Source organism: Streptomyces roseicoloratus, assembly GCF_004117935.1.
In the GTDB taxonomy this organism is placed as follows: domain Bacteria; phylum Actinomycetota; class Actinomycetes; order Streptomycetales; family Streptomycetaceae; genus Streptomyces; species Streptomyces roseicoloratus.
On sequence record NZ_SDOY01000134.1, the window covers coordinates 1 to 25631 of the forward strand.

Genomic DNA, 25631 nt, shown 5'->3' on the forward strand with positions numbered 1-25631 from the left:
GGGCCCGCGCCCGCGCGGCCCATGCGCGAGGAGCCCGCACGCGCCGAGCCCGCCCCGGCCGCCCTGCCCGTCCCGACCGAGCCCGCACCCGCCGGACCCGCTCGCGGGGTCCTCGCCCACGTCGTCCGCGCCGACGACGCCCCCGGGCCCACCCTCGTCGTACGGCGCGACCGGCTGCCGCCCGGGGCGCTCGCCTCGGGCGCCGAGCTGGCGCGACTGTGCCAGGCGCTCGCCCGGACGCCGTACGCCGGAGTGAACAAGATCGCCTTGTACGGGCCTTCGGCCGGGCCGGCGCGCCACGCTGCCGCGCTCGACTACCGCTTCGTGCAGGCACTGCCCGGCGGCCGGTTCGACTTCCGGACCGGCTGCGGGCACTCGCTGCTCGCCTGCGTCGTCGCCGAGGGACGGTTCGGACGCACCGGCGGCGCGGTGACCGTCCGCGCGCTCACCACCGGAGACCTCGTGCGGTGCCTGCGGCAGCCGGACGGCGCGTACACGCTCGACTTCCTGCGGCCGCCCGCAGCACCCGGGACGCTGCCCACCGGCCGGCCCGTCGACCTCCTCGACGGCGTGCCCGCGACGCTCGTGCGGTACGGAAACCCCTACGTCCTGGTCGACGCCGCGTACCTGCCTCCCGAAGCCCTCCGGTCGCGCCTTCTCGACCTCCGTGCCCGCGCCGCCCGCCTCCTCGGCCATCCGCCCGCCTCCCCGCTCCCGAAGATCGCGCTCTTCACCCGCACCGGCCCGGGGACACTCGCCGTGCGGGCCCTCACCGTCGGCGGCTGGCATCCGCGGCTCGCGCTCACCGGCGCCGCCGCGTTCGCCGCCGCCGGGGCGATCGGCGGTACCGTCGTCGGCGGTCCCGTGGCCCGGCTCCGTACGCCGGGCGGCGGCACCGTGCGGGTCTCCGCCGCGCCGGACCGGGTGCGGGTGCACGACAAACGGGCCCGGCTGCTCGGGCACGTCGAACTTCCCTGGCCGGAGGGCCCCTTGGCGTATCCACGCAACGGCGTGAACGCGCACCCGCGGGGCACCGCTTTCGCCCGCTCTCCTCTGTCACGCTGAACGGGACCGATCGGCCTTCGGTATCCGTGGGGAGAGCAGACACACATGAAATTCGAGAACCTGCGTGTCGTCGTGACCGGGGCGTCCCGCTACTTCGGCCGCGCGCTCGCCGTCGGATTCGCCCACCTCGGCGCCGAGGTCTACGTGTCGGCCCGCACCGTCGAGGCCGCCGAACGCACCCGCGCCGAGGTGATGGGCTCCGCCCGGGACCGCATCCACGCCTTCGGCTGCGACCTGAGCAGGCCCGCCGAGATCCGGGAGTTCGCCGCGCGCGTCGGCGAGCGCACCGACCGGGTCGACCTGCTGGTCAACAACGGCGCCCGCTGGCTCGACGGCATGGACCTGGAGTCGGCGAGCGACGACCAGATCGTCGAGACGATCGAGTCGACGGCCGGCGGCACCGTCCTCATGGTGAAGCACTTCCTGCCGCTGCTGCGCGGCTCGCTGCGCCCCGACATCGTCAACATGGTCGCCGTCCGCGACGCGGAGGGCGCCTCGGCGGCCACCGCGTCGGCGGCGCACGAGGCCTTCTGGGCGGCGAAGAGCGCCCAGGCCGGCTTCGCCGACATCCTCTCGCGTCGCCTCCGGCCTTCCGGAGTACGGGTGTTCTCGCTGTTCCCGCCGGACTTCTCGACGTCCGACCCGCGGTTCGCGGAGTGGGACGGCGTGACCACGGACGGCATCGCGCCCGACGAGAAGCTGACCACCCAGGCGCTCTTCGAATGCATCGTCTACGCGGTCGAGCAGCCCCGTGACTGCTTCATCCGCTCCTTCCACTTCGAACCTCGCTGACCGAAACCGCCGACCACGCCCGCTGTCGGCGCACCGCACGACGACAACGCACCGCACGACGGCAACCCGCCACCTGACGGCGACCCGCCGCCTGACGGCAACCCACCGCACGACTGACGGCTCATCGCACGACAGCGTCAAGGAGGTCCCATGAGCACCCCCGTCTGGATCACCGCGACCCCTCCGGCCACCCACGGCGAACTCCACATCGGCCACCTGGCGGGGCCGTACGTCGCCGCCGACGTCCTCACCCGCTTCCTGCGCGCCGAGGGCGAGCCGGTCCGCTTCACCACCGGCACCGCCGACCACGCCAGCTCCGTCGAGGTGCGGGCGCTGCGGCACAACCGCAAGCCCGAGGAGGTCGCCGAGGGCTACCGCGCGGCCATCACCGCCGACTGGCTGCGCTCCGGCGTCGAGTTCGACCACATCGTCCGGCCGCGCCGCGACCGCGGCTACGCGCGCTGGGTGCAGGAGCTGTTCAGCCGGCTCTACGCACAGGGCGTGATCGCGCCGCGCACCCGGCTCCTGCCGTACTGCGAGCCGTGCGAGCGCTGGCTGTACGGGGCGCACGTCACCGGCGCCTGCCCGCACTGCGGCGCGGCGAGCGACGGCGGGATGTGCCACGAGTGCGCGCGGCCGAACGACGGCGGCGACCTGATCTCGCCGCGCTGCTCGATGTGCGACACCCCGGCCGTGCCCAAGCGCTGCCGGCGGCTGTACGTGCCGCTCGAACCGTTCCGCGACCAGCTCTCCGACTACTGGGCGCTGGCCGGCCTCCCGCCGAGGCTCGCGGCGCTGTGCGAGTCGCTCGTCGAGGACGGGCTGCCGGACATCGCCGTCGGACACCCGGCCGACTGGGGCCTCGAGGTGCCCGTCGAGGGCTTCCCCGACCATCGCATCGACGCGTGCTTCGAGGCCGCGGCGATGCACCTGTTCGGCTACGACACCAAGGGCCCGTTACCCGCCCGCACCATCCACTTCTGCGGCTTCGGGCACGCCTTCTGCCACGCCGTGCTGCTGCCGGTGCTGCTCCTCGCGCAGGACGTGAAGCTGCCGCAGGAGTTCAACGTCAACGAGTCGTACGTGGTGGAGGAGGGCGTCCAGGAGGGCAACGTGTGGGCGCTCGACCTGCTCACCGAGTACGGCTCCGACACCCTGCGCCGGCACGTCCTGCAGGCCCGGCCCACCGGCCGCAGGACCGTCCACCAGCGCGACCGGCTCGCGGCCGCGCGCCTGGAGCTCGACGAGAACTGGAACAGCTGGCTGGCCCGGCTCTTCACGGCCGTCCGCGAGGAGTGCGACGGGCTGGCGCCGCAGGCGATGCCCGGCGGCACCGGCTGGGAGATCCTGGAGCGCCGGCTGCACCGCGGCGTGGACGACCTGCGCGAGGCGTACGGCCCCGACGCCTTCGACCCGCGCCGGGCGGTCGCCGTGCTCGACGAGATGGTCCGCTCGGTCGCCGACTTCGGTTACGTGAACGCCCACGAGCGCTGCCGGCCCACCACCTCGTGCCGTCATCTGCCCGCGCTGGCAGCCCAGTTGGCGGTGGCCTCCGCCCTGTCGGCGTGGTCGCGGCCGGTCATGCCGGAGGGCGCGGACCGGCTGGCGGCGGCGCTCCAGGTGGCGCCGGGGCGGCCGGTGGACTGGTCGGCGCTGATCGCCCCGCTGCCGGGGACGCGGCTGGCGCCGCCGTCGGGGCCGGTCTTCGGGTTCTGAGACCGTGTCCTGCCGACCTCGCTCTTCTCTTCTAATCCGCTAAGAAGTCGCGTACTTCGCGGCCGTCCGCTCCCGGCGTCATCCCGGCGTCCTCCCCGCGTCCCCCGCGCGTCCGCCCGGCGTCATCCCCGCGTCCGCCCGATGTCCTCCTCGCGCCCTCCCGGCGTCCTCCCGCCCCCATCCGTTTCCTCACCCGCCTCACCCGCATCCCCTCTCGCCCCTCCCGCCCCTCCCGCCCCTTCGCCCCACCTCACCCCACCGCCTCTCACCACCCTGCCGCGTGACCGTGCGCGCCACGCGCGGGGGCACGCGGCAGGCCCACCCCACAGGAGCCTCCCGTGTCCCTGCGCGTCGCCATGCTCAGCGTCCACACCTCCCCGCTCCACCAGCCCGGTACCGGGGACGCCGGCGGGATGAACGTCTACATGGTCGAGCTGTCCCGCGCCCTGGCCGAACAGGGCGTCGAGGTCGACCTGTTCACCCGCTGCCGCGGCGAGGGCCTGCCCGGCCTCGTCGACCTGGAGCCCGGCGTGCGGGTGCGGCACCTGGCCGCGGGGCCGCGCCGGGCGCTGCCCAAGGAGGCCATGGCGGACCTGGTCGTGCCGTTCTCGCTGGCCCTCCTGAAGGAGTCCCGGCGCTACGACCTGGTCCACTCCCACTACTGGCTGTCCGGGCAGGCCGGGCGGATCGCCGCCTTCGGCTGGGGCATCCCGCTGGTGCACACCGCGCACACCCTGGCCCTCGTGAAGAACGCCCACCTCGCCGAGGGCGACACCCCGGAGCCCGAGCTGCGGATCCGCGGCGAGCGCCAGGTGGTCGGGGACGCCGACCGGCTCATCGCCAACACCGGCGACGAGGCGGAGGCGCTGCGCACGCTCTACGGCGCGGATCCGGCGCGCACCGAGGTGGTCCGGCCGGGCGTGGACCTGCGTACCTTCGTCCCCGGCGAGCCCCTGGGCGACGCGCCGCGCACGGGCCCGGCGGAGGCGGGCCGGGCGGCGTCGAAGCGGGCGGCGCGGGCGCGGCTCGGGCTGCCGGCGGACGCCTTCGTCCCGCTGTACGCGGGGCGGATCCAGCCGCTGAAGGGGCCGGACGTCCTGGTGCGGGCGGTCGCGGAACTGCTGGCCATGGCGCCCGGGTTGCGGCCCCGGCTGGTGGTCCCGGTGGTCGGCGGGCATTCGGGGGCGACGGAGCAGGGCACGGCGTGGCGGCTCGCGGCGGAACTCGGCGTCGCGGACGTCCTGAAGCCCTGTCCGCCCGTGCCGCAGCACCGGCTCGCGGACTTCTACCGCGCGGCGGACGTCCTCGTGGTGCCGTCGCGTTCGGAGTCGTTCGGACTGGTGGCCCTGGAGGCGCAGGCCTGCGGTACGCCGGTGCTGGCCTCGGCGGTGGGCGGTCTGACGACGGCGGTGTGGGACGGGGTGTCGGGGCTGCTCGTCGAGGGCCACGATCCGGCGGAGTACGCACGCCGGCTGCTGTGGCTGGCCCGGAACCCGCGGGCGCGGCTGACGATGGGGGAGGCGGCGGTCCGGCACGCCCGGGGGATGAGCTGGCGGGCCTCCGCCATGCGGACGATCGACGTCTACGAGGACGCGCTGGCGGTCCGGGAGCGGATGGCGTCGCGGATCGCGGAGCGGATGACGGGTCGGGTGGGGCAAGGGCGGCGGCACGCCCCTGCCCCGGCGGCCCCTCTCTCCTGGAGGAACGAGGAGGCCGTTGCACGAGTCTAGCATCTCTTTTGGTCTAACCAAAGGTTAGGGTCGCCCCGGATCGCTGAATTCCGGTCATTTACCGGCGCATTGACGCACTCACGCCATGGCGGATCCACGCATCGAGAATCCCTGGATTCGCTCCGGAGTGCCGGACAGAATAGAGATGTCTTCAGGGAACGCCCGGCGGCACGGGCCCCCGGAAGGCGGAATTCACCATCACCATCCTGGAGGAATCATGTCCGCTCAGCAGAACACCGGCCCGCGCAACACCGTCCGTCGGTTCGCCCTCGCCCTGGTCGCCTGTCTGGCCGTCGCGGGCGGTGCGGCGGCCGCCGTCGGCGGCGCGGAGGCGCCCGCGACGCACCAGCAGCCGGCGTTCGCCGACGACGTCAACTGGCCGGTCCCGACCCCGGCGCCCGGCAACTGAGCGCACCTTACGGAATAAGGCCCCGCGATCGCCCTGCCACGATCACGGGGCCTTTTCGCTGCCCGCGGCCGTCAGTCGAGCCAGCCCAGACGCGCGGCGCGCACACCCGCTTCGAAACGCGTGGTCGCCCCCAATTCCTGCATGAGTTCCGAGAGCATTCGGCTCACCGTCCGCAGCGAAACACCGAGGTTCCGGGCGACCTTCTCGTCCTTCATTCCGGTCGCCAGCATCCGCAGCGCTGCCCGCTGCTGTTCGGAGAGCCCGTCGCCGCCCCGCTCGGCCGAGGCCTCCGTGCCGTACGGCACCGCGGTGTGCCAGCAGTGCTCGAACAGGCCCAGGTAGGAGCGGACCAGGGCCCGGCCGCGGGCCAGGATGGCGCCCTTGCGCGCGTCCTCGGGGTGGATCGGCACCATGGCGTACTGCTGGTCGATGACGACCATGTTGAGCGGCACCAGCGAGGCCACCCGGATCTCCACGCCGAGCGCGGTGCGGGCGTTGAGGAGCTCGGCCACGTCCGGACGCGAGGCGTGCTCCCGCGCGTAGATCGCCCGGACCCGCACCCCGTGGTCCAGCTGCCGCCGGTCCCGGTCCAGCGTCACCTCGTGCACCTCGCGGCTCGGGCCGCCGGGATACATGGACGCCGAGCTCTCCTGCATGACGTCGACGATGTCCTCGAGGGCCTGCTGGATCCGCCGGTAGTCGGTCAGCGCCTCCACCGCGATCTCGGAGCGGGTCAGCGTGCCGGGCCGCAGGAAGGTGCCCGCCAGGGTCTCCAGCGTGCCGTACGCGTGGTCCGCCTCCGCCAGGTGCTCCCGCAGCCGGGCCCGCTCACGGTCGAGCAGGCGCAGCAGCGCGATCTCCGGGTCGACCGCCGCGACCGTGTCGGCGTCCGGACGCCAGTCGGCATTGCGTACGTCGGAGATGGTGGCGTGGGTGCGCGTGGTGGGCACGATCAGGCCCAGCGCGATCAGCTCGGCCCGACATCGCTCGTACTCCTCCGCCGCGAGCCCCAACCCCCCGGCGACCTCGGGCAGGTTGGACACCCCGCGTCTGCGTAGCTCCTGGTAGAGCGCGACGAGCCGACCGTCCTCCGGTCCGTACGCGGCGCAGCCGTTCGCCGCGGCGGCCCGTGCCGTGACGGCCCGTGCCGTGGCGCCGCTCGCCGTGCCGACCGCCGGTCGGCTCCCGCTCGCACCACCCGCCGGCCCGTTCCCGCTCGCACCGCCCGTCGTCGTGATCACGCGAGGTTCCCCTTCTCTTCGTGGTCCCGTGTCCCGGGTTCCGCGCCCCGTCCCCCAAATCGCCAGATTACGCGCCGCGTTGATCGGGCCCGGGGTGGCGTGGGTGTGCCGCCGGCGGCGCAGGGGTCAGGTCGTCTGCTCGTACGGCTCGCCGTCCAGCAGGCCGAGCCGGGCCGCCTTCACGCCCGCCTCGAAGCGGCTCGCCGCGTCCAGCTCCTGCATCACCTCGGAGATCAGCCGGCTGACCGTACGCAGCGAGACGCCCAGGTTGCGGGCCACCTGCTCGTCCTTGATCCCGGACGCCAGCATCCGCAGCGCCGCCCGCTGCTGCTCGGACAGCCCGTCGCCGCCGCGCTCGGCCGGCTCCTCGTGGCCGTACGGGGTGGCCGCGAGCCAGCAGTACTCGTACAGGGCCCGGTACGAGCGCACCAGGCCGGGGCCGCGGGCCAGGATGGCGGCGGACTCCGGATCGCGCGAATCGGTGGACAGCAGCGCGAAGTTCTCGTCGGCGAGGACCATGTTCATGGGGACGACGGGCGACAGCCGCACCTCGACGCCGAGCGCGGCGCGCTCCGCGAGGTGCTGCGCCATCTCCGGCACGTGACCGACCCGATGGCTGTACACGGCCTGGACGAGCACACCGCGGGCCACCCGGTCGCGGTCCCGCTCCAGCTCCAGGGACATCTCCTCGCGCCGCACCGAACCGGTCAGCATCGCGTGGACGGAGCTGCGCACCGTGTCGGTCAGGTCCGCGAGTTCCCGGCGGATCCTCGCCGGGTCCTCGACGATCTCCACCTCGACCTCGGAGCCGGGCTCCATGCCGGCCCGCAGGAACGGGCCCGCCAGCGTCTCCAGGACGGTGTGCGCCCGGCTGGTCTCGGCCAGCCGGTTCTCCAGGCGCTCGCGCTCGTGCTGGAGGAGCCGGAGCAGGGCGACATCGGGGGCGACGACCACGGGGGCGGCGGCGCAGGAGCCTTTCGCACCGTCCGTGCCGTCGGTCCCCTCAGCGCCATGAGCGCCCTCGGGGCTGCCGGCGCTGTCGGCGCCGTTGGTTCCGGCGGTCCGGACGGGGGCCGGTTCGATGAGTCCGAGGGCGACCAACTCCTCGTGGCAGCGCTCGCGTTCGGCGCCGGTCAGTTCCAGTCGTCGTGCCGCCGCGTCGAAGGACGCGCTCGCTGTGCTGCGTAACTCCTGGTAGAGCGCGAGGGCCTGCTCGCTTCCCGTACGCGCCCCGGCGGCGTTTTTGGACACGGCGCAGCAGACTCCCCTCGGATCGCGCGGATCCTGTTGAAACGCCCCGCTAGACCCTGCCACAAATTCGAACGCTCCGCACGATGTTCACGTGCTTTCAGCGCGAAGAGGGCTCTTCCCGGCAGTCGGGGCAAAGACCCTTGAAGACCACCTCGGCGTCGCTGACCCGCCACTCGGGCAGGCTGCCGCGGGGCGGCGCGGGGGCGGTGGCCGTCACGTTCTCCACGCGGCCGCAGCTCTGGCACAGGGCGTGCTGGTGCGCGGGTCCCGAGATCTCGAAGACGGCGGGCAGGCCCGGGCGGTCGAACTTGCTGACCAGTCCGGTCTCCTGGAAGTGCCGCAGCATCTCGTAGACGGCCTGGCTGGTGAGGGTGCCGAGGCGCTCGCGGGCGGTCGCGGTGATCGCCTCGACGTCGAGATGGCCGCCGGCGGCGAGCACCGTGAGCACCTCGAGGCGCGGACCGGTGACGCGCAGGCCGACGTCGCGGAGGCGCTGGATCACCGCCTCGCGGCCCGTCAGGTCTTCCACGACTGCCATCTTCTCCGCCCGCCTACCGCCATCTGGTCGGCCCAAACCTTTGTGGGCATCGTACATCTTGGCGGTCCTTGGCGTCAGTGGGCGGACCGGGTCCGTCGTACGAGCCCCCGCGGGACGGGTGTCCGTGTCGTACGCGTCGTGCGTGTCGCGTGTCGTGCACGTGGTGCGCGCCGCACGGCTCGTACGTGTCAGTCGTCCGTCCGGCAGACGAGCAGCACGCTCTCCGTCCGGTCGTCGATCCGGTGCCGCCGCCGGCCCTCGATGTGCAGGCCCGCCGAGTGCAGCTCGGCCGCGAGGCGGTCGCCGTCCACGATCCACTTGTCGGTGCTGAGCACGACCCGTTCGGTCGACAGCTTCCCGGTCCGCGCCGAGTAGTACGTGATCCGTTCGCTCATCGTGCGCAGGTCGAAGGTCTGCCGGGCCACCACCCACTCGTCGATCCCGTCGAACCGCGGCACCTGGAACGCCCACGTGCGCTGCGGCTCGGCCACCAGACCCGGCAGCAGATGGGCCGTGTAGTCGAGCGCGAGCGCTCCGCCCGCCCCCAGGTGCGAGGCGATCTCGCGCAGCAGCCGGGGCCGCGCGCCCGGCGGCACGGCGGAGACCATCGCGCCCGCGAGCAGCGCGAGCCGGTAGTCGCCGTCGAGCCGCAGCTCGGTGAGGTCGGCCCTGGTGGTCACGATCAGTTCGGCGACCTGCGGACCGATGCGCCGGGCCCAGTTCTCGAGGCGTTCCAGGGCGGGGCCGTCCCGGTCCACGGCCTCCACGGCGAAGCCGTGCCGGGCGAAGGGGACGGCGAGCCGTCCGGCGCCGGAGCCGAGATCGAGAACGGGGCCGCCGGTGGACCGGGCGAGACCCAGGTACCGGACGATGTCGGCGCTGTGCGGGCCGAGGAGCGCGTCGTGGAGCCAGACCGAGTCCTCGTCGCCGGGGGAGACGGTCTCGAGGCCGGGAAGGGTGTCGGCCTCGAGCCGGATGCCGGCGCCGGGGGCGGGCGGTTCGAGGGGACCGGGCCCTCCGAGCCCTCCGAGCCGGCCGAGCGGCCCGAGGTGTCCGCGCTGCCTGGCGTGCTCGGGGAGCGCGGCGTGATCGGGACGCTCGGGGTGGAGGGAGTATCGGGACGGCAGGACCGGTGCGAGGGTCGCGGGCACGACGGGCAGGGAAGTGCCGCTCGGTGTGTGCATCGCTCCTCCAGGGCTCGCTCGGTCCGTGCCGTCCGGGCGGGGCTCCCGTGCCGCCGGGGCCGCGCCGCTGTGCTCCATCCTGACCTGCGACGGAGCGCCGGTTCCAGCGGAAACGGGGGCGTGAACACGCGATGGCGTGTGTCCGCCAAGGTGCGCGGGGAGCCCGGAGGCGGAGGCCCGGAGGAAGGGGTTCGGCCGTGGAGGGGGAGAGGGTTCGGCCCTGGAGGAAGGGGGCCGGAGGTCAGAGCGGGCGGCCCAGGCGGTTCGCGCCGTCCAGCGGGACGAAGCCGTGCTTCTCGTAGAAGGGGAGCGAGGGGTCGGCGGGGGCGGGCAGCGCCACCCGTTGCTCGCTCGCGCCGAACGCGCGCATCCGCTCGCCGGTCGCCGCCAGCAGGGCCGTACCGACGCCGCCGCGGCGTGCGCCGGGGATCACGGCGAGGGCGTACAGCTCGCCCTCGCCCGGCACGGGCACGCCCCCGGCCACCGCGCCGAGCACGGTGCCGTCCGCGCCGGTGGCGACGAGCCAGCCGAGCCAGCCGGGTGCGCCGCCGGGAATTTCAATTTCCGCGCGGATACGGGGGAGTGCGCATTGTGAGGAGACGAGCCGGCGGGTGGGGATTTCTCCGAGTATTTCCGCGTAGCTGCCCCGAATGGACTCCGCAAGCAGCCTGGATATCGTCGCCGCGTCGGCGGCTTCCGCCGCCCGCACGTCCGCCAGCTGCATTGGTTCGTACCCTTCGACGTGCCGAGCTGAGCGCCAACATACCCACAATAGCGGGGAATTCGGCCACGATGCGACCGATGTGAAATCTACGAATTCCCTTAGTAATTAATTCGGGAACGAACAGCAGGCGATGATCAGCGGCGCCGCCGCCAGTCCTGCCGCCGCGATCGTCAGCAGTCCCCGGAGCACCGGGTGTCCCGCGCTGTGCGGGGCGAGGATGCGGCGCATGCGCAGCGCCGCCGACGGGCCTCCGGCGCCGAAGGCCTCGCGCGGCGCCCTGCCGGAGGCGAGCGCGTACAGGGCGGTGGCCAGCGCGTCGCGCGAGCAGCGGCGCAACGCCCGGTCGTCGGCGGCCATTTCGAGCAGCAGCGGCACCGCCGTACCGCCGTGCCGGGCGAGCGGGAGGTACGGGAAGACCGAGGCGAACGACTCCGCGGCGGCGACCAGCAGATGGTGACGTCCCGAGATGTGCGCCCGCTCGTGTGCGAGCGCGGCGGCCAGCTGCGGTTCGGTGAGGGTGTCGATCGCGCCGGAGGAGACGACGACGCGGCGGGAACGGCCGGGCAGGCAGTACACGGCGGGCCGCGCGTGCTCCAGGACGGTGGCGCCGAGGCCGGCGTCGTACCGCCCGACCAGGCGCAGCGTCTCGGCGTGCCGGCTGCGCAGGCGGCGGGCCCGCAGCAGCGCGCGGGCGAATCCGGTGACCGGGACGGCCAGCACGGCGAGGCCGACGCCGAGCGCCGTGTACTCCAGGGCGCTCAGTTCGAGGAGCCGGCCGGGCGGCGGGAGGCGGAGTGCGAACAGGGCGTCGCTGAGGCGGTGGCCGGTCCTGCTGGGCAGGACGAGCTGGGCCGGGAGCAGGGCGGCGGAGCCGGCGAAGAGCGCGCCGCTCGCGACCCACACCGCGAGCGCCAGCCGCGGCACCTGCTGGACCCAGCGGGCCCGCGCGAGCAGCCAGGGGACGACGAAGCCGGTGCAGAGGATCAGGCCGAGCGGCGGCAGGGTGTGGTGGTTCACGGGTGACCGCCGCCTTCGCCGTATCCGGCGCCCGGTGCGCGGCGGGCGGTGCGCAGGGCGGCGTCGAGGGCGGCCATGTCCTCGTCGGAGATGGTCTCGACGAACCGCAGCAAGGCCGCGGGCCGGTCCTGGCTGTCGCCGAGCGCGTCCTGCATGAGGCCCGCGGTGTACTCCTCGCGGCTGCGAACGGGTTCGTACAGCCAGGCCCGGCCCGATTTCTCGCGGCGCAGCCAGCCCTTGCGGTGGAGTATGTCCGCGACGGTCATCACCGTCGTGTAGGCGACCCGGCGCCCCAGATTGATGTCGTCGACGATCTCGCGGACGGTCGCGGGCCGCTGCCAGGCCCACAACCGGTCCATGATCTCGGCCTCCAGCTCTCCCAGCCGGCGCACGTGCATCCCCTCCCCGCTCACGGGCGGCTCATCGTACGGGCCGCCTCACCCGCACAGGTATACCCCCCAGGGGTACGATGGCGGGATGACGACCCTCATGAGGAACCGCCCTTGCGCGAAGGTCTGTGGCCCCGGTCTGCCGGCTTCGGCGGAACTGGTGGTCCTCCGTCAGGTACTCGGCCTCTGCCTCCGGCTGAGCGTCCGGCTGACCGCTGACTGCCCTTCGCACAAGGGCGGCTGACTCTTTTCTCTTGTCCCACGCGAAGTGCGTCAGGTCCGGTTCTGGTCGGTTCCCGACGCGCTTCACGAGCCGGGGCCCCGGGTCCGGGCCGATCTCCGGCCCCAGGCGCGGATCCCGGGCCTCGGCCCGAGGTCCAGGCCCGGGTCCGGGCCCCCGGCCTCAGGTCCGGATCAGGCGGGCGATCGCCTTCGACGCCTCGCCCACCTTGACCTTGGCCTGGTCGCCGCCTGCCTCGATGGCCTCCGTGACGCAGCAGCTGAGGTGCTCGTCCAGGAGGGCCACCGCGCAGGACTGGAGCGCCGCGTTGATCGCGGAGACCTGGGTCAGGACGTCGATGCAGTAGACGTCCTCGTCGACCATCCGCTGCACCCCGCGGACCTGGCCCTCGATCCGGCGCAGGCGTCTGATGATGTCTTCCTTGTGCTGTACGTAACCGGCCACGGCGGCCTCCTTGTCGGGCAGTCACAGCAGGCGGCGGGGGCTCTCACGCGGTGCGGTCGGCGGCCTGGAAGCCGCGCAGGCGCAGGCTGTTGCCGACCACGAAGACCGAGGAGAAGGCCATCGCGGCGCCGGCGATCATCGGGTTGAGCAGCCCGGCCGCGGCGAGCGGCAGGGCCGCCACGTTGTAGGCGAAGGCCCAGAAGAGGTTCGAGCGGATGGTGCCGAGGGTCCTGCGGGAGAGCCGGATGGCGTCCGCCGCGGCCCGCAGGTCGCCCCGTACCAGGGTCAGGTCGCCGGCCTCGATGGCCGCGTCCGTGCCCGTGCCCATGGCCAGGCCCAGGTCGGCCTGGGCGAGCGCGGCGGCGTCGTTCACGCCGTCGCCGACCATGGCGACCGAACGGCCCTCGCCCTGGAGCTTCTTGACGACGTCGACCTTGTCCTGCGGCATGACCTCGGCGATCACCTCGTCGATGCCGACCTCGGCGGCGACGGCCTCGGCGACCGCCTTGTTGTCGCCGGTGAGCAGGATCGGGGTGAGGCCGAGGGCGCGGAGCCGCCGGATGGCCTCGGCGCTGGTCTCCTTGACGGCGTCGGCGACCTCGAGGACCGCGCGGGCCTGGCCGTCCCAGGCGACCGCGATGGCGGTCCTGCCGGCCTTCTCGGCGGCGTCCTTGGCGGCCCGGAGGGCCGGGGTGAGTTCCATGGCCCACTCGCCGAGCAGCTTCTCGCGGCCGACGAGGACGGCGTGGCCCTCGACGACGCCCTGGACGCCGAGTCCGGGGATGTTGGCGAAGTCCTCGGGCGCGGGCAGGGTGCCGACGCGGGCGGCGGCGCCGGTGGCGACGGCCTGGGCGATCGGGTGCTCGGAGGAGTGCTCCAGGGCGCCGGCCAGGCGCAGCACGTCGTTCTCCTCCGTGCCGGCGGCGGTGTGCACCTTGAGCAGGGTCATCCGGCCGGTGGTGACGGTGCCGGTCTTGTCCAGGACGATCGTGTCGACCTTGCGGGTGGTCTCCAGGACCTCGGGGCCCTTGATGAGGATGCCGAGCTGCGCGCCGCGGCCGGTGCCGACCATGAGGGCGGTCGGGGTGGCCAGGCCCAGGGCGCACGGGCAGGCGATGATCAGGACGGCGACGGCGGCGGTGAAGGCGGCGGTGAGGCCCTGGCCCGTGCCGAGCCAGAAGCCGAGGGTGCCGAGCGAGAGCGCGATGACGATCGGCACGAAGACGGCGGAGATCTTGTCGGCGAGGCGCTGGGCGGCGGCCTTGCCGTTCTGGGCGTCCTCGACGAGCTTGGCCATGCGGGCGAGCTGGGTGTCGGCGCCGACGCGGGTGGCCTCGACGACGAGGCGGCCGCCAGCGTTCAGGGTGGCGCCGGTGACGGAGTCGCCGACGCCGACCTCGACCGGTACGGACTCGCCGGTGAGCATGGAGGCGTCGACGGCGGAGGAGCCCTCGACGACGGTGCCGTCCGTGGCGATCTTCTCGCCGGGCCGGACCAGGAAGCGGTCGCCGACCTGGAGTTCGGCGGTCGGTACGGTGACCTCGCGGCCGTTCCGGAGGACGGTCACCTCCTTCGCGCCCAGCTGCATCAGCGCCTTGAGGGCGGCGCCGGCCTTGCGCTTCGAGCGGGCCTCGAAGTAGCGGCCGGCCAGGATGAAGGCGGTGACTCCGGCCGCGGCCTCCAGGTAGATGTTCCCGGCGCCGTCGGTGCGGGCGATGGTGAACTCGAAGGGGTGCGTCATGCCGGGCGTGCCGGCGGTGCCGAAGAACAGCGCCCACAGCGACCACAGGAACGCGGCGATGGTGCCGACCGAGATCAGCGTGTCCATGGTGGCCGCGCCGTGCCTGGCGTTGGTCCAGGCGGCGCGGTGGAAGGGCCAGGCGGCGTAGGTGACGACCGGCGCGGCGAGCGTGAGGCTCAGCCACTGCCAGTACTCGATCTGGAGGGCCGGGACCATCGCCATGGCGATGACGGGGACGGCGAGGGCGACGGCGGTGATCAGCCGCTGCTTCAGCGGCCGCAGCTCGGCGTCGGCCTTCTCCTCGTCGGAGGGCCCGTCCGCGCCGCCGGCGGAGCCCGCCGCGGCCGGGCGCTCGGGCTCCGGCTCCTTCGCGGTGTAGCCGGTGGCCTCGACGGTGGCGATGAGGTCGGCGACGTCGATGTCGGCGTCGAACGTGACCTTCGCCTTCTCGGTCGCGTAGTTGACGGTGGCCTCGACCCCGTCCATGCGGTTGAGCTTCTTCTCGATCCGGGCGGCGCACGAGGCGCAGGTCATGCCGCCGATGGCGAGCTCGACCTGGGCGGTGCCGGGGGTCGTCGTTGTCATGAGGTCTGCTCCTCGGTACGTGGTGCGGGGCGGGGGCCGGGGCCCGGGCGTGGTGGGCGAGCCCCGGCGGCCGGTGGGCGCGGTCGGCGTCGTGCACGCGGTCGCGTACGGCCTGGGGCCGCGTCGTCGCGTACGGCGCCGTCGGCCCGGTCGGGCCCGTCGGCCCGGTCGGGCCCGTCGGCCCGGTCGGGCCCTGGGTCAGGCGCGGCCGGTCAGCTCGTAGCCGGCGTCGTCGACCGCCGCGGTGATGGCGGCGTCGTCGGGCGCGCCGCCGGTGGTGACGGTCACCAGACCGCCGGCGACGTCGACGTCGACGGAGACGACGCCGTCGAGGGCGCCGACGGAGTTGGTGATGGCGGTCTTGCAGTGGCCGCAGGTCATGCCGGACACGGCGTAGACGGTGCTGGTGGTGTCGGCGACCGCGGTGGCCGTCGTGACCTCGACGGTGTTGGTGTTGCAGCTGTTGTCGGGGGTGCAGCAGGAACCCATGTCGTCCTCCATCGGTGGTGGCTCTGGCGGTGGCTCTCTCGAACCGCGACCGGATACCCTCGGGGGGTATCGGTATGGCTCCATGTATACCCCCCTCCCGTATCCCACGCAAGTGCGGATCCGGCTTGACTTGATACCCCCTGGGGGTATCGTGAGGTGCATGGAGGCGCTCGGAAAGCGCATCGAAGCCACCCCACGTACGGGAGAGCAGTCATGAACACCGGACTGAGGATCACCGCCTTTGCCGCCGCGCTCGCCGCGACCTTCGGGACCGCGTACGGGGTCGGCAGGGGCGTCGGACCGATCGACGAGCCGGCGAAGGCCGAGCACGGCGGCCACGCGGAGGCGGCGCCGCGGGGCGAGGGCGCCGCGGACGGCCACGGCGAGAGCGCGGCGGACGGCCACGGCGGTCACGGCGAGGGCGCGGGCTCCGGACACGGCGCCGGTCACGGCGAGGGCGCGGCGAACGCGTCCGCGGCCGGCGGCCTCCAGGTCTCCGAGGGCGGCTACACCCTCGCCCTGGACACCCCGACGCCCGCCCTCGGCACGAGCGTCCTGAAGTTCTCGATCAAGGACGCGGCCGGCCGGAAGGTCACCGCCTTCACCACGGAGCACGGCAAGGAGCTCCACTTCATCGTCGCCTCCCGCGACCTCACCGTCTTCCGCCACCTGCACCCGGTGAAGGCCGCCGACGGCACCTGGAGCGTGGCCGCGGACCTGCCGGCGGCCGGCGCCTACAAGGCCTTCGCCGACTTCAAGCCCGCGGGGAAGAACGCGAAGGGCGTGACGCTGGGCGTCGACCTCGCCGTCCCGGGCGCGTACACCCCCAAGCCGATGCCGCCGGTCGCGCCGACCGCCGACGTCGACGGCTACCAGGTCCGCCTCGGCGGCACGCTGGACCCGGGCAAGGCGGGCGAGCTGCGGCTCACCGTGACCAAGGCCGGGAAGCCCGTCACGGACCTGGAGCCCTACCTCGGCGCCTACGGCCACCTGGTCGCGCTGCGCGAGGGCGACCTGGCCTACCTCCACGTCCACCCGAACGAGGGCGGCCCCGGCCCGGACGTCTCCTTCACGGCGACGGCGCCGAGCTCGGGCACGTACCGCCTGTTCCTGGACTTCCAGCACGAGGGCAAGGTCCGCACGGCGGCGTTCACGGTCCGCGCGGGCGGCGCGGCGGGCGGCGCGGGGCAGGCCCCCGCGGCCCCGGCCGCCGCTCCGGCTCCGGCGGATGACGCGTCGCACGGTGCGGGAGCCCACTCGCACGGCTAGTCTGGTCCCGAACATTGGACTAGACCTGTAGGCGTCGTGCGATCCATGGAGGAACGGACCCGATGAGCAACCGTGCAGTGCTGGAGGTGATCGCCCTCGACGAGGAGGACGCGGTCGCTGCCCAGGCCGGTGGGGCGGATCGCCTGGAGCTGGTCACCGACATGGCGGCGGACGGGCTGACCCCGTCCACGACCGGCTTCGCGGCGATCCGCGCCGCGGTGGACATCCCGCTGCGCGTGATGCTCAGGCTGACGGACGGCTTCGCGGCGGGCGACGCCCAGCAGGTCGCCGCGCTGGTGGACCGGGCCTCGGAACTCCGCGAGGCGGGCGCGACGGAATTCGTCCTCGGTTTCCTGACGCCCGACGGCGAGCCGGACCTGGTGGCGGTCGAGCGCCTGCTCGCCGTGATCGACGGCTGCCGCTGGACCTTCCACCGGGCGATCGACCGCGCCGCCGACCGCGACTGCCTGCGCAAGCAGCTCGCGGACCTGCCCGGCCTCGACACGTACCTCACGGCGGGCTCGGCGACCGGCGTCGACGACGGCCTCGCGACCCTGAAGGCGGAGGCGGCACGCGCCGGCGAACCCGGCTACGAGCCGCAGATCCTGGTCGGCGGCGGCCTCCGCCTCGACCACCTCCCCGAACTCCGGGCCGCCGGCCTCGACGCCTTCCACATCGGCGGCGCAGCCCGCCCGAACGGCTGGACGGCCCCGGTGTCGCCGGACGCGGTACGGAGATGGCGGGAGGCCCTGGACGGGTAGGGGAGCCCGGGGCGGGGGCGGGGGCGGGTCCTCGGCGGAGGTGGCCCACGTGGCAGGCCCGTAACTCCGCCGCCTTCTGGGCCGCCACCGGCCGAAGCCGGAGGGTGGGCTTCTGGTGCGGCCGCCCTTGTTCCGAGTGTGGCTCCCTCCACCACCGCGTCAAGGGCGCTCCCTGGCGGTCGCGTCGCTTCGCGATGACCTGCGGTCACCCTTGACCCGGTGGCTCCGGGAGCCTCTTCACACTCGGAGGGCGGCCGGGGGCGGGCCCGCGCGGGGGCGTTCGGGGGTGTCGGGGCGCCGTGGGCGGCGCGCGGGCCGGTGGGTGGGGCGTGTGGCGGGGCTTGGTGGGGCGGTGTGCGTCGTGGACGGTGCGCGGTAGTGGAGTGGGGTGCCCATTCCCGGCTCAGCGGCCTGCGGGCTGTTGTTTGGTCGGGGTGCATGCCCCGCTGGTCACTCCCGGTGGGGGGAAAGGGTGGGTGCCGGGCGAGCAAACGTGGATCGCGAGGAGGTCGGCTCGCCTCGTACGTCACAGCAGTTCACCCCCGCCACACGGCGGTGCTGGAGATCCCCCTTCGCTCGCCGAACTCCCGCCCATCGCGCCCCCGTCGCCCGAAACTCCCTGGTCCCTCCCGCGTCCACCCCCGTAGCCTCGCGCGCATGCTGTCGCAGACCCGCCTCGACGAGGAACTCGTCCGTCGTCTCATCGCCGCCCAGTTCCCCGAATGGGCCCGGCTCCCCGTACGGGAGGTGGCCTCCGCCGGGACCGACAACGCGATGTTCCGGCTGGGCGAGGAGTTCGTCGTACGGCTGCCCAAGGACGAAGGGTCCCTCGGTCAGGTGGCGAAGGAGCAGCGGTGGCTGCCCCGGCTCGCGCCCGCCCTGCCGCTCGCCGTGCCCGTCCCCGTCGGTCTCGGCGCGCCGGGCGAAGGGTACGAGCTGCCCTGGTCCGTGTACGCCTGGCTGGACGGCCGGGACGCCTTCGACGCGCCCATCGCCGATCTCCCCCACGCCGCCGCCGAGTTGGGGCGCTTCGGTGTCGCCCTCCGCGGTGTCGACGCCACCGGCGGGCCCACCTCCTTCCGCGGCGGGCCCGTCACCGACTGGGAGCAGGGCGCCATGGCCGAAGCCCTGCGCGACCTCGCCGCCGACGGCACCCTGGACGGCGAACTCGCCACCGCAGCCTGGGAGTCCGTGCTCCGACTGCCCGCCTACGACGGCGAGCCCGTCTGGGTGCACGGGGACCTGCTCCCCGGCAACCTGCTCACCCGCGACGGACGGCTCACCGCCGTCATCGACTTCGGCGGCCTCGGCACCGGCGATCCCGCCTGCGACACGATGGCCGCCTGGACCCTCTTCACGCCGGAGACCCGGCCCCTCTTCCGCGAGGCGGCCCGGGTCGACGACGCGACCTGGGCGCGCGGCCGCGGCTGGGCGCTGTGCTGGGGCGTCGTGACCGAGCACTACTACCGCGGGAAGAACCCGGTCCTCGCCTCCGTCGCCCACCGGTCGTGGTCGCAGGCGCTCGCCGAGTACGCCGAGATCCTGGGTTAGACGTCGATTACAACCTCCTAGGCCCCCCGGCTTCCGCCCCCGAAGCCCCCGCCCCCGCCCCGCTCAGCCCTCCAACTGTCCCGGCAGTTCCGCCGCGTGCACCACCGTCAGGCCCGACACCGCACGCGTCAGGGCCACGTACAGGCGGCGCAGGCCCGTGCGTTCGTCGGGTTCGCCGTCGACGACCGCCGAGGGCTCGTCCAGGACCACGTAGTCGTACTCCAGGCCCTTCGCCAGCGATGCCGGGACCAGGGTCAGGCGGGTCTCCGCCGTGGTCTCCTCGCCGGGGGCAAGGTACGGCAGGCCGGCGGAGGCCAGCGCCTCCGCCAGCGGGGCGACGCGGGCGTCCGCCGCGATCAGGCCGATCGAGCCCTCGTGGGCCAGGGCGTCGCGGCAGGCCGCGACCACGTCCGCGTCCAGCGCCGCCGGCTCCGCCCGCCGGATCTCCAGCGAACCCGGGTTCTCCCGGACCGACTCCACCGGCGCCAGCCCCGGCGACATGTGCGGCAGCAGCCGCGAGGCGTACGCGATGACCTCGCGCGGCACGCGGAAGCCGGCCGTCAGCTCCTCCACGACCGCGTCCGGCTTGCCCAGGTGCGTCAGCGCCTGCGCCCAGCTCTGCGTCGCCCACGGCGTCGTGCCCTGCGCCAGGTCGCCGAGGACCGTCGCCGAGCCGGTGGTGCAGCGGCGGCCCACCGCCCGGTACTGCATGGGCGACAGGTCCTGCGCCTCGTCGACCACCACGTGGCCGAGCGACGCGGTGCGCTCCACCAGGTCCGTCGCCTCGTCGACGAGGACCGCGTCCGCCGCCGACCACTTCGCCGTCTTCACGCTGCGGGCCGGCTTCTCCCACAGCAGCAGCTTCTGCTCGTCCTCGTCGAGGATCCCGCCGGCGTGCTCGGCCAGGAACTCCGGGTCGCTCAGCAGCCGCAGCACCAGCTTCGCCGGGTCGACCGCCGGCCAGCACTCCTTCACCACCGCCTTGACGGCCGCGTTGCGCGCGACCGCGTTCTGCACCCGGTCGTCGGGCGCCTCGCCGGCCTGTTCCATCCGGACGAGCACGGCGTGCGCGATGCGCTGCGGCAGGGCGTCGCGGGCCGCCCCGTACCGGATGTCACGCTCCGTCAGTTCCCGGACGATCTCCTCCAGTTCGTACGCGGGAACGCGCCAGCGCCGCGAGCCGCGCACGACCATGAGCGGTTCCTTCGGCAGCGTGACGTGGGACCACACCGCCCGCCGCAGCACCTCCGCCATCCGGGCGTCGCCCTTGACGACGGCCGTCGCCGCCTGGTCCGTGCCGCGCACCTCGACGTGGGCGACGAGGTCGTCCACGGTCGCCTGCTGCACCTCCAGCTCGCCGAGCGCGGGCAGCACCTGCTCGATGTAGTGGAGGAAGGAGCGGTTCGGCCCGATGACGAGCGTGCCGGTACGGGCCAGCCGCTCCCGGTGCGCGTAGAGGAGGTACGCGACCCGGTGCAGGCCGACGGCCGTCTTTCCGGTGCCGGGGCCGCCCTGCACGCACACCGTGCCGGACAGGCCGGAGCGGACGATCTCGTCCTGCTCGGGCTGGATGGTCGCGACGATGTCGCGCATGGGGCCGACGCGGGGCCGTTCGATCTCCGCCTGGAGCAGGCGGCTGGTCCGCTCCAGCTCGGTCGGGTCGGAGAGGTGCTCGTCCTCGTACGCGGTGAGCTCGCCGCCCGTGTACCCGAAGCGGCGGCGCAGCCCGACGTCCTGCGGGTGCTGCTTCGACGCCTGGTAGTACGGCTGCGAGACCGGCGCACGCCAGTCGATCACCATCGGATCGCCGTCGGCGTCGTGGACGTGCCGCCGGCCGATGTAGAAGCGCTGCCCCTCCTGCGTGGTGTGCAGGTAGTCGAGGCGGCCGAAGAAGAGCGGGGTGTGGGAGAGGTCGGCGAGGGCCTTGATCCGGTCCTCGATCTGCCGTTCCAGGACGACGGCGTTGACCCAGTTCGCGGTGACGTCCTTGATGTCGAGCGACTCCACGTCCTCGCGCATGGCGCGCAGGGCGGCGCGGGACGCGGCGAGGTGGGCGCGCTCGCGCGCGAGCGGGTCGTCGGCGGACAGCGCGGACGGTGCGGACACGGTGAAGCCTCCGGGTCGGGTACGCGGACACGTCAAGGTGGCCGCCGGTTTCCGACCGGACGGCAGCTCTCCCCGTACGGCGGGCGGCAGCGGGCAGCGCCGGCCGCGAGCCGAAAGGGAGGCGGGAAGCTGGCGAGTGTACGCCGTCGCCGGAACGGACGCGAATGGATTTCGCGTGGGGCGGGGGCACCTCCGAGGGACACCCGTGGGCCATGCGGGGGGTGTCCGGGGTCCGCGCGGGGGCACCCCTACGACCCGTAGGGGTGCGGGTCAGACTCGCGGGGGATGCCGGTTCGCACCCTGGGCCGATGTGTTCGGAATGTCCGTTTCGGATGATGGATGCATGACCTCCACCACCCTCACCCCCGCGACCACCGCCCCGCACCGCCTCGGCCACGCCCTCAGGCACGGCCCCGGCCTCGCCCTCCGTGCGATACGCGCCTTCGGCTCCGCCGCTGTGGGCGTCGCGCTGCTCGGCTCGTACGGGGACGAGCGGGCGGGCGTGCGCGACCCGCGCCCTGAGTACGTCCGTGCCGCCGAATGAGCGAGTACGAGTGCCGTACGCGTTCCCTGTGAGTGCCCTGTGAGTGCCGTACGCGTGCCGTATGAGTACGACAGCAGTGCCGAACGGGGTTCCGCCGATGATGTGATCGGTGCATGACGACACCGGCGGACCCGACGAACTCCACCAACCCCACGGACCCCACGTCCCCCTCCGTGCGAGCCCTGCGCGCCATGGCGTTCGGTGCCCTCGCCCTGCTCGTCCTGTGCGCGCTGCTGACCGCCGCAGCCGTCCTCCAGGACGCGATCGGAGGCGACGGCGTCAACGGCGGCTTCGCCGCCGCGGGCGGCTGGTCCCTCGCCGCCTCCGGTTTCTGCGCCCTCCTGGCCGCGGCCGCGCCCCGCGACGCGATGGCGTACCGCGCCCGCGCGATCACGGTGACCGCCGCCTACGCCCTGGCGATCCTCGGCCCGGTACTCGCCGCGCTGGACTAGCGACGGCGATCCGCCGGGCCCGCGACCGCCGGGCCCACCGGCCCCCCCGCGCCCCCGGCCCCCGCCCCCGGCGACGTCCCCGCTCGCCCTACTCCGCCGACAGCTCGCTCGCGTCGACGATCCGGTACGCGTAGCCCTGCTCCGCGAGGAAGCGCTGGCGGTGGGCGGCGAAGTCCTGGTCGATGGTGTCGCGGGCGACGACCGAGTAGAAGTGCGCCTGGTGGCCGTCGGACTTCGGGCGCAGGACGCGGCCGAGGCGCTGGGCCTCCTCCTGGCGGGAACCGAAGGTGCCGGAGACCTGGATCGCGACGGTGGCCTCGGGCAGGTCGATGGAGAAGTTCGCGACCTTGGAGACGACGAGGACACTGATCTCGCCGTTGCGGAAGGCGTCGAACAGCTTCTCGCGCTGCGCGTTCGAGGTCTCGCCCTTGATCACGGGCGCGTCCAGGTGCTCGCCGAGCTCGTCGAGCTGGTCGATGTACTGGCCGATGACCAGGATCTGCTGGCCCTCGAACTTCTTCACCAGCGCCTCGGTGACCTTCCGCTTGGTCGCGGTCGTGGCGCAGAAGCGGTACTTCTCCTCGGCCTCGGCCGTCGCGTACGCGAGCCGCTCCGAGTCGGTGAGGTCGACCCGCACCTCGACGCAGTCGGCGGGCGCGATGTATCCCTGCGCCTCGATCTCCTTCCACGGCGCGTCGAACCGCTTGGGACCGATGAGCGAGAAGACGTCCGACTCGCGCCCGTCCTCGCGTACGAGCGTGGCCGTCAGACCGAGGCGTCGGCGGGCCTGGAGGTCGGCGGTGAACTTGAAGACCGGCGCGGGCAGCAGGTGGACCTCGTCGTAGACGATCAGGCCCCAGTCGCGGGAGTCGAAGAGCTCCAGGTGCGGGTAGACGCCTTTCCGGCGGGTGGTGAGCACCTGGTACGTGGCGATGGTGACCGGCCGGATCTCCTTGCGGGTCCCGCTGTACTCGCCGATCTCGTCCTCGGTCAGCGAAGTCCGCTTGACCAGCTCGTTCTTCCACTGGCGGGCGGAGACGGTGTTGGTGACGAGGATGAGCGTGGTGGCCTTGGCGCGGGCCATCGCGCCGGCGCCGACGAGCGTCTTGCCGGCGCCGCAGGGCAGGACGACGACGCCGGAGCCGCCGTGCCAGAAGCCCTCGACGGCCTGCTGCTGGTACGGCCGCAGGGACCAGCCGTCCTCGGCGAGGTCGATCGGGTGGGCCTCGCCGTCGACGTAGCCGGCGAGATCCTCGGCGGGCCAGCCCAGCTTCAGCAGGGTCTGCTTGATCTGCCCGCGCTCGGACGGGTGCACGGCCACGGTGTCGGGGTCGATGCGCTGCCCGACGAGCGGCTGCACCTTCTTCGACCGGAGGATCTCCTCCAGCACGGGCCGGTCGGTCGTGGTGAGCACCAGCCCGTGGGTGGGGTGCTTGGACAGCGTCAGCCGCCCGTAGCGCGCCATCGTCTCGGCGACGTCGACGAGCAGGGCGTGCGGCACGGGGTACCGCGAGAACTCCACGAGCGCGTCGACGACCTGCTCGGCGTCGTGCCCGGCGGCCCGCGCGTTCCACAGCCCGAGCGGCGTCACCCGGTACGTGTGGATGTGCTCGGGCGCCCGCTCGAGCTCGGCGAACGCCGCGATGGCCCGCCGACAGGCGTCGGCCTGCTCGTGGTCGACCTCCAGGAGGAGCGTCTTGTCACTCTGGACGATCAGGCAGGACACACATACCTCCGCAGATAGGATCGTCGCGTGACAGACACCACACCTGCCACGGCTCGGGCCTTGCCCCGTGCCCGTCGCCCGAAGGGCGTCTCAGCCAACGCGCCGGGAATGCGCGCGGCCATCTATGTCCGCCTTTCGCGGGAAACAGAAAACTCTACCTCGCCCGAGCGTCAGCGTGCGGCCTGTGAGGCATTGTGCGCGGCTCGTGGCTGGCAGGTCATAGCCGTAAGAGGACATCGACGTCTCGGGCTACTCGCGCGGCCTGGACCGTCCAGGTCTTCAGCGGATACTGGCCCGGCTCGCCGAGTTCGACGTGATCGTGTTCTTCAAGATCGACCGCTTGGCCCGCTCCACGGTGGACTTCGCGGAGATCATGAAGGTCACTCAGGCGGAGAGCGTGGCTCTCGCGTCGGCCAGTGAACCGCTGGACCTCACTTCGTCCATGGGGCGTGCCATGGCGAAGGTGATCGCGGTCTTCGCGGAGCTGGAGTCCGACACCATCGGGATGCGTGTCTCCAGCGCCCATGAACACCTGCGACGGGAGGGCCGCTATACGGGCGGCAGAGTGCCGTACGGGTACCGGGTGGCTCCCAACCCCGACGGCGCGGGGAAGGTCCTGGAGATCAACCCCGAGGAAGCGAAGACGATCCACGAGATCGTGGAACGGGTCCTCAACAAGGACTCGCTACTCAAGATCGCGGTGGATCTCACGGAGTCCGACAAGCCGTCGCCCGGCCACTCGTCGCGGCAGACCACGGGCAAGCGCAGCGACTCCAAGCGGTGGTACCCGTCCACCTTGCGAAGCCTCCTCGGCAACCCTCAGTTGCTGGGGCAGGTGATCGAGGACGGCAAGCCGATCCTGATGACGGACGGGCTGCCGCTGGTCAATCGCACACCGATCCTGGACATGGACACCTGGCAGGCGTTGCAGGACGAACTGAGCCGGCGAGCCAACCCGGGTGACCGGCGGCGCGAAGGAACGGCGCTGCTGCGGGGGATCGTCTATTGCGCGGTGTGCCACAACCGCATGTACACGTACGTCGCCAAGGGCCGCATCCGCGATCGGTGCATCGGTCGGCTGAAGGCCCGGCAGGCAGGCACGGAACTCACCTGTTACGGCGTGAGCTGCCCGCGCTCAGGGGCGCACCGGAGGTCGACCGGTCGTCATGGACGCCGACAAGCTCGCTGCGGCCAAGTCGCGGCGGGCCAAGGGTGAGAGCGTCACGGCCATTGCCAAGGCCCTTGGGGTGTCCCGCGCGACGCTGTACCGGGCGCTGAGTGAAACCGAGTAGTCCGACCGACCGGAGAGACCATCTGCCCCTGGTGATGGACGGTCTTTCTCATGTTCAGACCCAGGGGGCGCGCTCCGTTGCTGATCTTGCGACCTGCCGTGCCGCTAGGATCCGCTCACCTGTACGACGCCTTTGGGGGGACACCATGCGTACCGCCACCACAGCCATGTTCGCTGGCCTGCTCTGTGCAGTCCTCGCCGCGTGCGGTAATAGCAGTGAAGCTGCCAGTGAGACTACGCAGGGGACGACGTCGGCTCCAGCGCCTGCACCGTCGAAGTCGGAGCAGCCGAGCACTGAGGCTTTTCCATCATCGGTCTGAGCTGGCCAAATGCAGTGTGAGCACGGCTTGGACGAGGCCGGTGATCCGGGTGGTC

At 73.2% G+C, this 25631-nt stretch carries 24 protein-coding genes; 12 read left to right on the plus strand and 12 right to left on the minus strand.

Features of this window, described 5'->3' with window-relative positions; genetic code table 11:
• From ESG85_RS20530 to ESG85_RS20550, 5 genes are all read left to right on the plus strand, one after another.
• The coding region (locus tag ESG85_RS20530; protein ID WP_219825204.1) for a 2-methylaconitate cis-trans isomerase PrpF family protein at positions 1–1065 on the plus strand (1065 nt) is incomplete at its 5' end.
• A 45-nt stretch (positions 1066–1110) separates the two neighbouring features.
• Positions 1111–1857, plus strand: a complete 747-nt coding sequence (locus ESG85_RS20535; protein WP_128981354.1) for an SDR family oxidoreductase — start codon at positions 1111–1113, stop codon at positions 1855–1857.
• 150 nt (positions 1858–2007) lie between these two features.
• Complete coding sequence (locus tag ESG85_RS20540) at positions 2008–3573, plus strand: class I tRNA ligase family protein (protein ID WP_128981356.1); 1566 nt, start codon at positions 2008–2010, stop codon at positions 3571–3573.
• A 338-nt stretch (positions 3574–3911) separates the two neighbouring features.
• The gene (gene mshA, locus ESG85_RS20545) at positions 3912–5303 is read left to right on the plus strand and encodes a D-inositol-3-phosphate glycosyltransferase (protein WP_425471258.1); all 1392 of its coding nucleotides are present in this window, start codon (positions 3912–3914) and stop codon (positions 5301–5303) included.
• 217 nt (positions 5304–5520) lie between these two features.
• Positions 5521–5712, plus strand: coding sequence for a hypothetical protein (locus ESG85_RS20550; protein WP_128981358.1), 192 nt, complete (start codon positions 5521–5523; stop codon positions 5710–5712).
• Between the two features lie 71 nt (positions 5713–5783).
• Here ESG85_RS20550 and ESG85_RS20555 read toward each other — a convergent pair whose 3' ends face one another.
• The 10 genes from ESG85_RS20555 to ESG85_RS20600 form a co-directional block, all read right to left on the minus strand.
• On the minus strand, positions 5784–6953 hold the full coding sequence (locus ESG85_RS20555) for a helix-turn-helix transcriptional regulator (RefSeq protein ID WP_246095192.1): 1170 nt from the start codon (positions 6951–6953) through the stop codon (positions 5784–5786).
• Between the two features lie 126 nt (positions 6954–7079).
• Positions 7080–8204 carry a helix-turn-helix domain-containing protein gene (locus ESG85_RS20560; RefSeq protein ID WP_246095193.1) on the minus strand — a complete coding sequence of 375 codons (1125 nt, stop codon included), beginning with the start codon at positions 8202–8204 and terminating at the stop codon, positions 7080–7082.
• Positions 8205–8301: 97 nt separating this feature from the next.
• A complete protein-coding gene (locus tag ESG85_RS20565) occupies positions 8302–8733 on the minus strand; it encodes a Fur family transcriptional regulator (RefSeq protein WP_128981360.1) in 432 nt (143 codons plus the stop codon).
• Between the two features lie 197 nt (positions 8734–8930).
• Positions 8931–9926: an SAM-dependent methyltransferase gene (locus ESG85_RS20570; protein WP_128981362.1), complete on the minus strand. Its 996-nt coding sequence runs from the start codon at positions 9924–9926 to the stop codon at positions 8931–8933.
• A gap of 241 nt (positions 9927–10167) precedes the next feature.
• On the minus strand, positions 10168–10650 hold the full coding sequence (locus tag ESG85_RS20575) for a GNAT family N-acetyltransferase (protein ID WP_128981364.1): 483 nt from the start codon (positions 10648–10650) through the stop codon (positions 10168–10170).
• A gap of 105 nt (positions 10651–10755) precedes the next feature.
• Positions 10756–11667, minus strand: coding sequence for a M56 family metallopeptidase (locus tag ESG85_RS20580; RefSeq protein WP_128981366.1), 912 nt, complete (start codon positions 11665–11667; stop codon positions 10756–10758).
• Positions 11664–12059: a BlaI/MecI/CopY family transcriptional regulator gene (locus ESG85_RS20585; RefSeq protein WP_128981401.1), complete on the minus strand. Its 396-nt coding sequence runs from the start codon at positions 12057–12059 to the stop codon at positions 11664–11666. The genes ESG85_RS20580 and ESG85_RS20585 overlap by 4 nt, the downstream gene beginning before the upstream one ends.
• A 400-nt stretch (positions 12060–12459) precedes the next feature.
• A complete protein-coding gene (locus tag ESG85_RS20590) occupies positions 12460–12741 on the minus strand; it encodes a metal-sensitive transcriptional regulator (RefSeq protein ID WP_128981368.1) in 282 nt (93 codons plus the stop codon).
• A gap of 43 nt (positions 12742–12784) precedes the next feature.
• The gene (locus tag ESG85_RS20595) at positions 12785–15067 is read right to left on the minus strand and encodes a heavy metal translocating P-type ATPase (protein WP_128981370.1); all 2283 of its coding nucleotides are present in this window, start codon (positions 15065–15067) and stop codon (positions 12785–12787) included.
• 198 nt (positions 15068–15265) lie between these two features.
• Positions 15266–15556, minus strand: a complete 291-nt coding sequence (locus ESG85_RS20600) for a heavy-metal-associated domain-containing protein (RefSeq protein ID WP_128981372.1) — start codon at positions 15554–15556, stop codon at positions 15266–15268.
• A 213-nt stretch (positions 15557–15769) separates the two neighbouring features.
• Between ESG85_RS20600 and ESG85_RS20605 the strand changes: the two genes are divergently transcribed.
• From ESG85_RS20605 to ESG85_RS20615, 3 genes are all read left to right on the plus strand, one after another.
• Positions 15770–16825, plus strand: a complete 1056-nt coding sequence (locus tag ESG85_RS20605; protein WP_128981374.1) for a hypothetical protein — start codon at positions 15770–15772, stop codon at positions 16823–16825.
• Positions 16826–16887: 62 nt separating this feature from the next.
• Complete coding sequence (locus tag ESG85_RS20610) at positions 16888–17586, plus strand: copper homeostasis protein CutC (protein WP_128981376.1); 699 nt, start codon at positions 16888–16890, stop codon at positions 17584–17586.
• A gap of 657 nt (positions 17587–18243) precedes the next feature.
• Positions 18244–19137: an aminoglycoside phosphotransferase family protein gene (locus ESG85_RS20615; RefSeq protein ID WP_128981378.1), complete on the plus strand. Its 894-nt coding sequence runs from the start codon at positions 18244–18246 to the stop codon at positions 19135–19137.
• A 63-nt stretch (positions 19138–19200) separates the two neighbouring features.
• Here ESG85_RS20615 and ESG85_RS20620 read toward each other — a convergent pair whose 3' ends face one another.
• Positions 19201–21156, minus strand: a complete 1956-nt coding sequence (locus ESG85_RS20620) for a HelD family protein (protein WP_246095195.1) — start codon at positions 21154–21156, stop codon at positions 19201–19203.
• A gap of 430 nt (positions 21157–21586) precedes the next feature.
• Between ESG85_RS20620 and ESG85_RS20625 the strand changes: the two genes are divergently transcribed.
• Positions 21587–21787 carry a hypothetical protein gene (locus ESG85_RS20625; RefSeq protein ID WP_128981382.1) on the plus strand — a complete coding sequence of 67 codons (201 nt, stop codon included), beginning with the start codon at positions 21587–21589 and terminating at the stop codon, positions 21785–21787.
• A 113-nt stretch (positions 21788–21900) separates the two neighbouring features.
• Entirely contained in the window at positions 21901–22239 is a 339-nt protein-coding gene (locus tag ESG85_RS20630; RefSeq protein WP_128981384.1) for a hypothetical protein, read from the plus strand.
• 88 nt (positions 22240–22327) lie between these two features.
• Here the strand turns inward: ESG85_RS20630 and ESG85_RS20635 are convergent, their stop codons facing one another.
• Positions 22328–23965: a DNA repair helicase XPB gene (locus ESG85_RS20635; RefSeq protein WP_128981386.1), complete on the minus strand. Its 1638-nt coding sequence runs from the start codon at positions 23963–23965 to the stop codon at positions 22328–22330.
• 235 nt (positions 23966–24200) lie between these two features.
• Between ESG85_RS20635 and ESG85_RS20645 the strand changes: the two genes are divergently transcribed.
• Together ESG85_RS20645 and ESG85_RS20650 are read left to right on the plus strand one after the other, a co-directional pair.
• The gene (locus tag ESG85_RS20645; RefSeq protein WP_281288065.1) at positions 24201–25181 is read left to right on the plus strand and encodes a recombinase family protein; all 981 of its coding nucleotides are present in this window, start codon (positions 24201–24203) and stop codon (positions 25179–25181) included.
• Positions 25132–25257, plus strand: a complete 126-nt coding sequence (locus ESG85_RS20650) for a helix-turn-helix domain-containing protein (protein ID WP_128981392.1) — start codon at positions 25132–25134, stop codon at positions 25255–25257. Before ESG85_RS20645 ends, ESG85_RS20650 begins: the two co-directional genes overlap by 50 nt.
• Positions 25258–25631 lie beyond the last annotated feature (374 nt).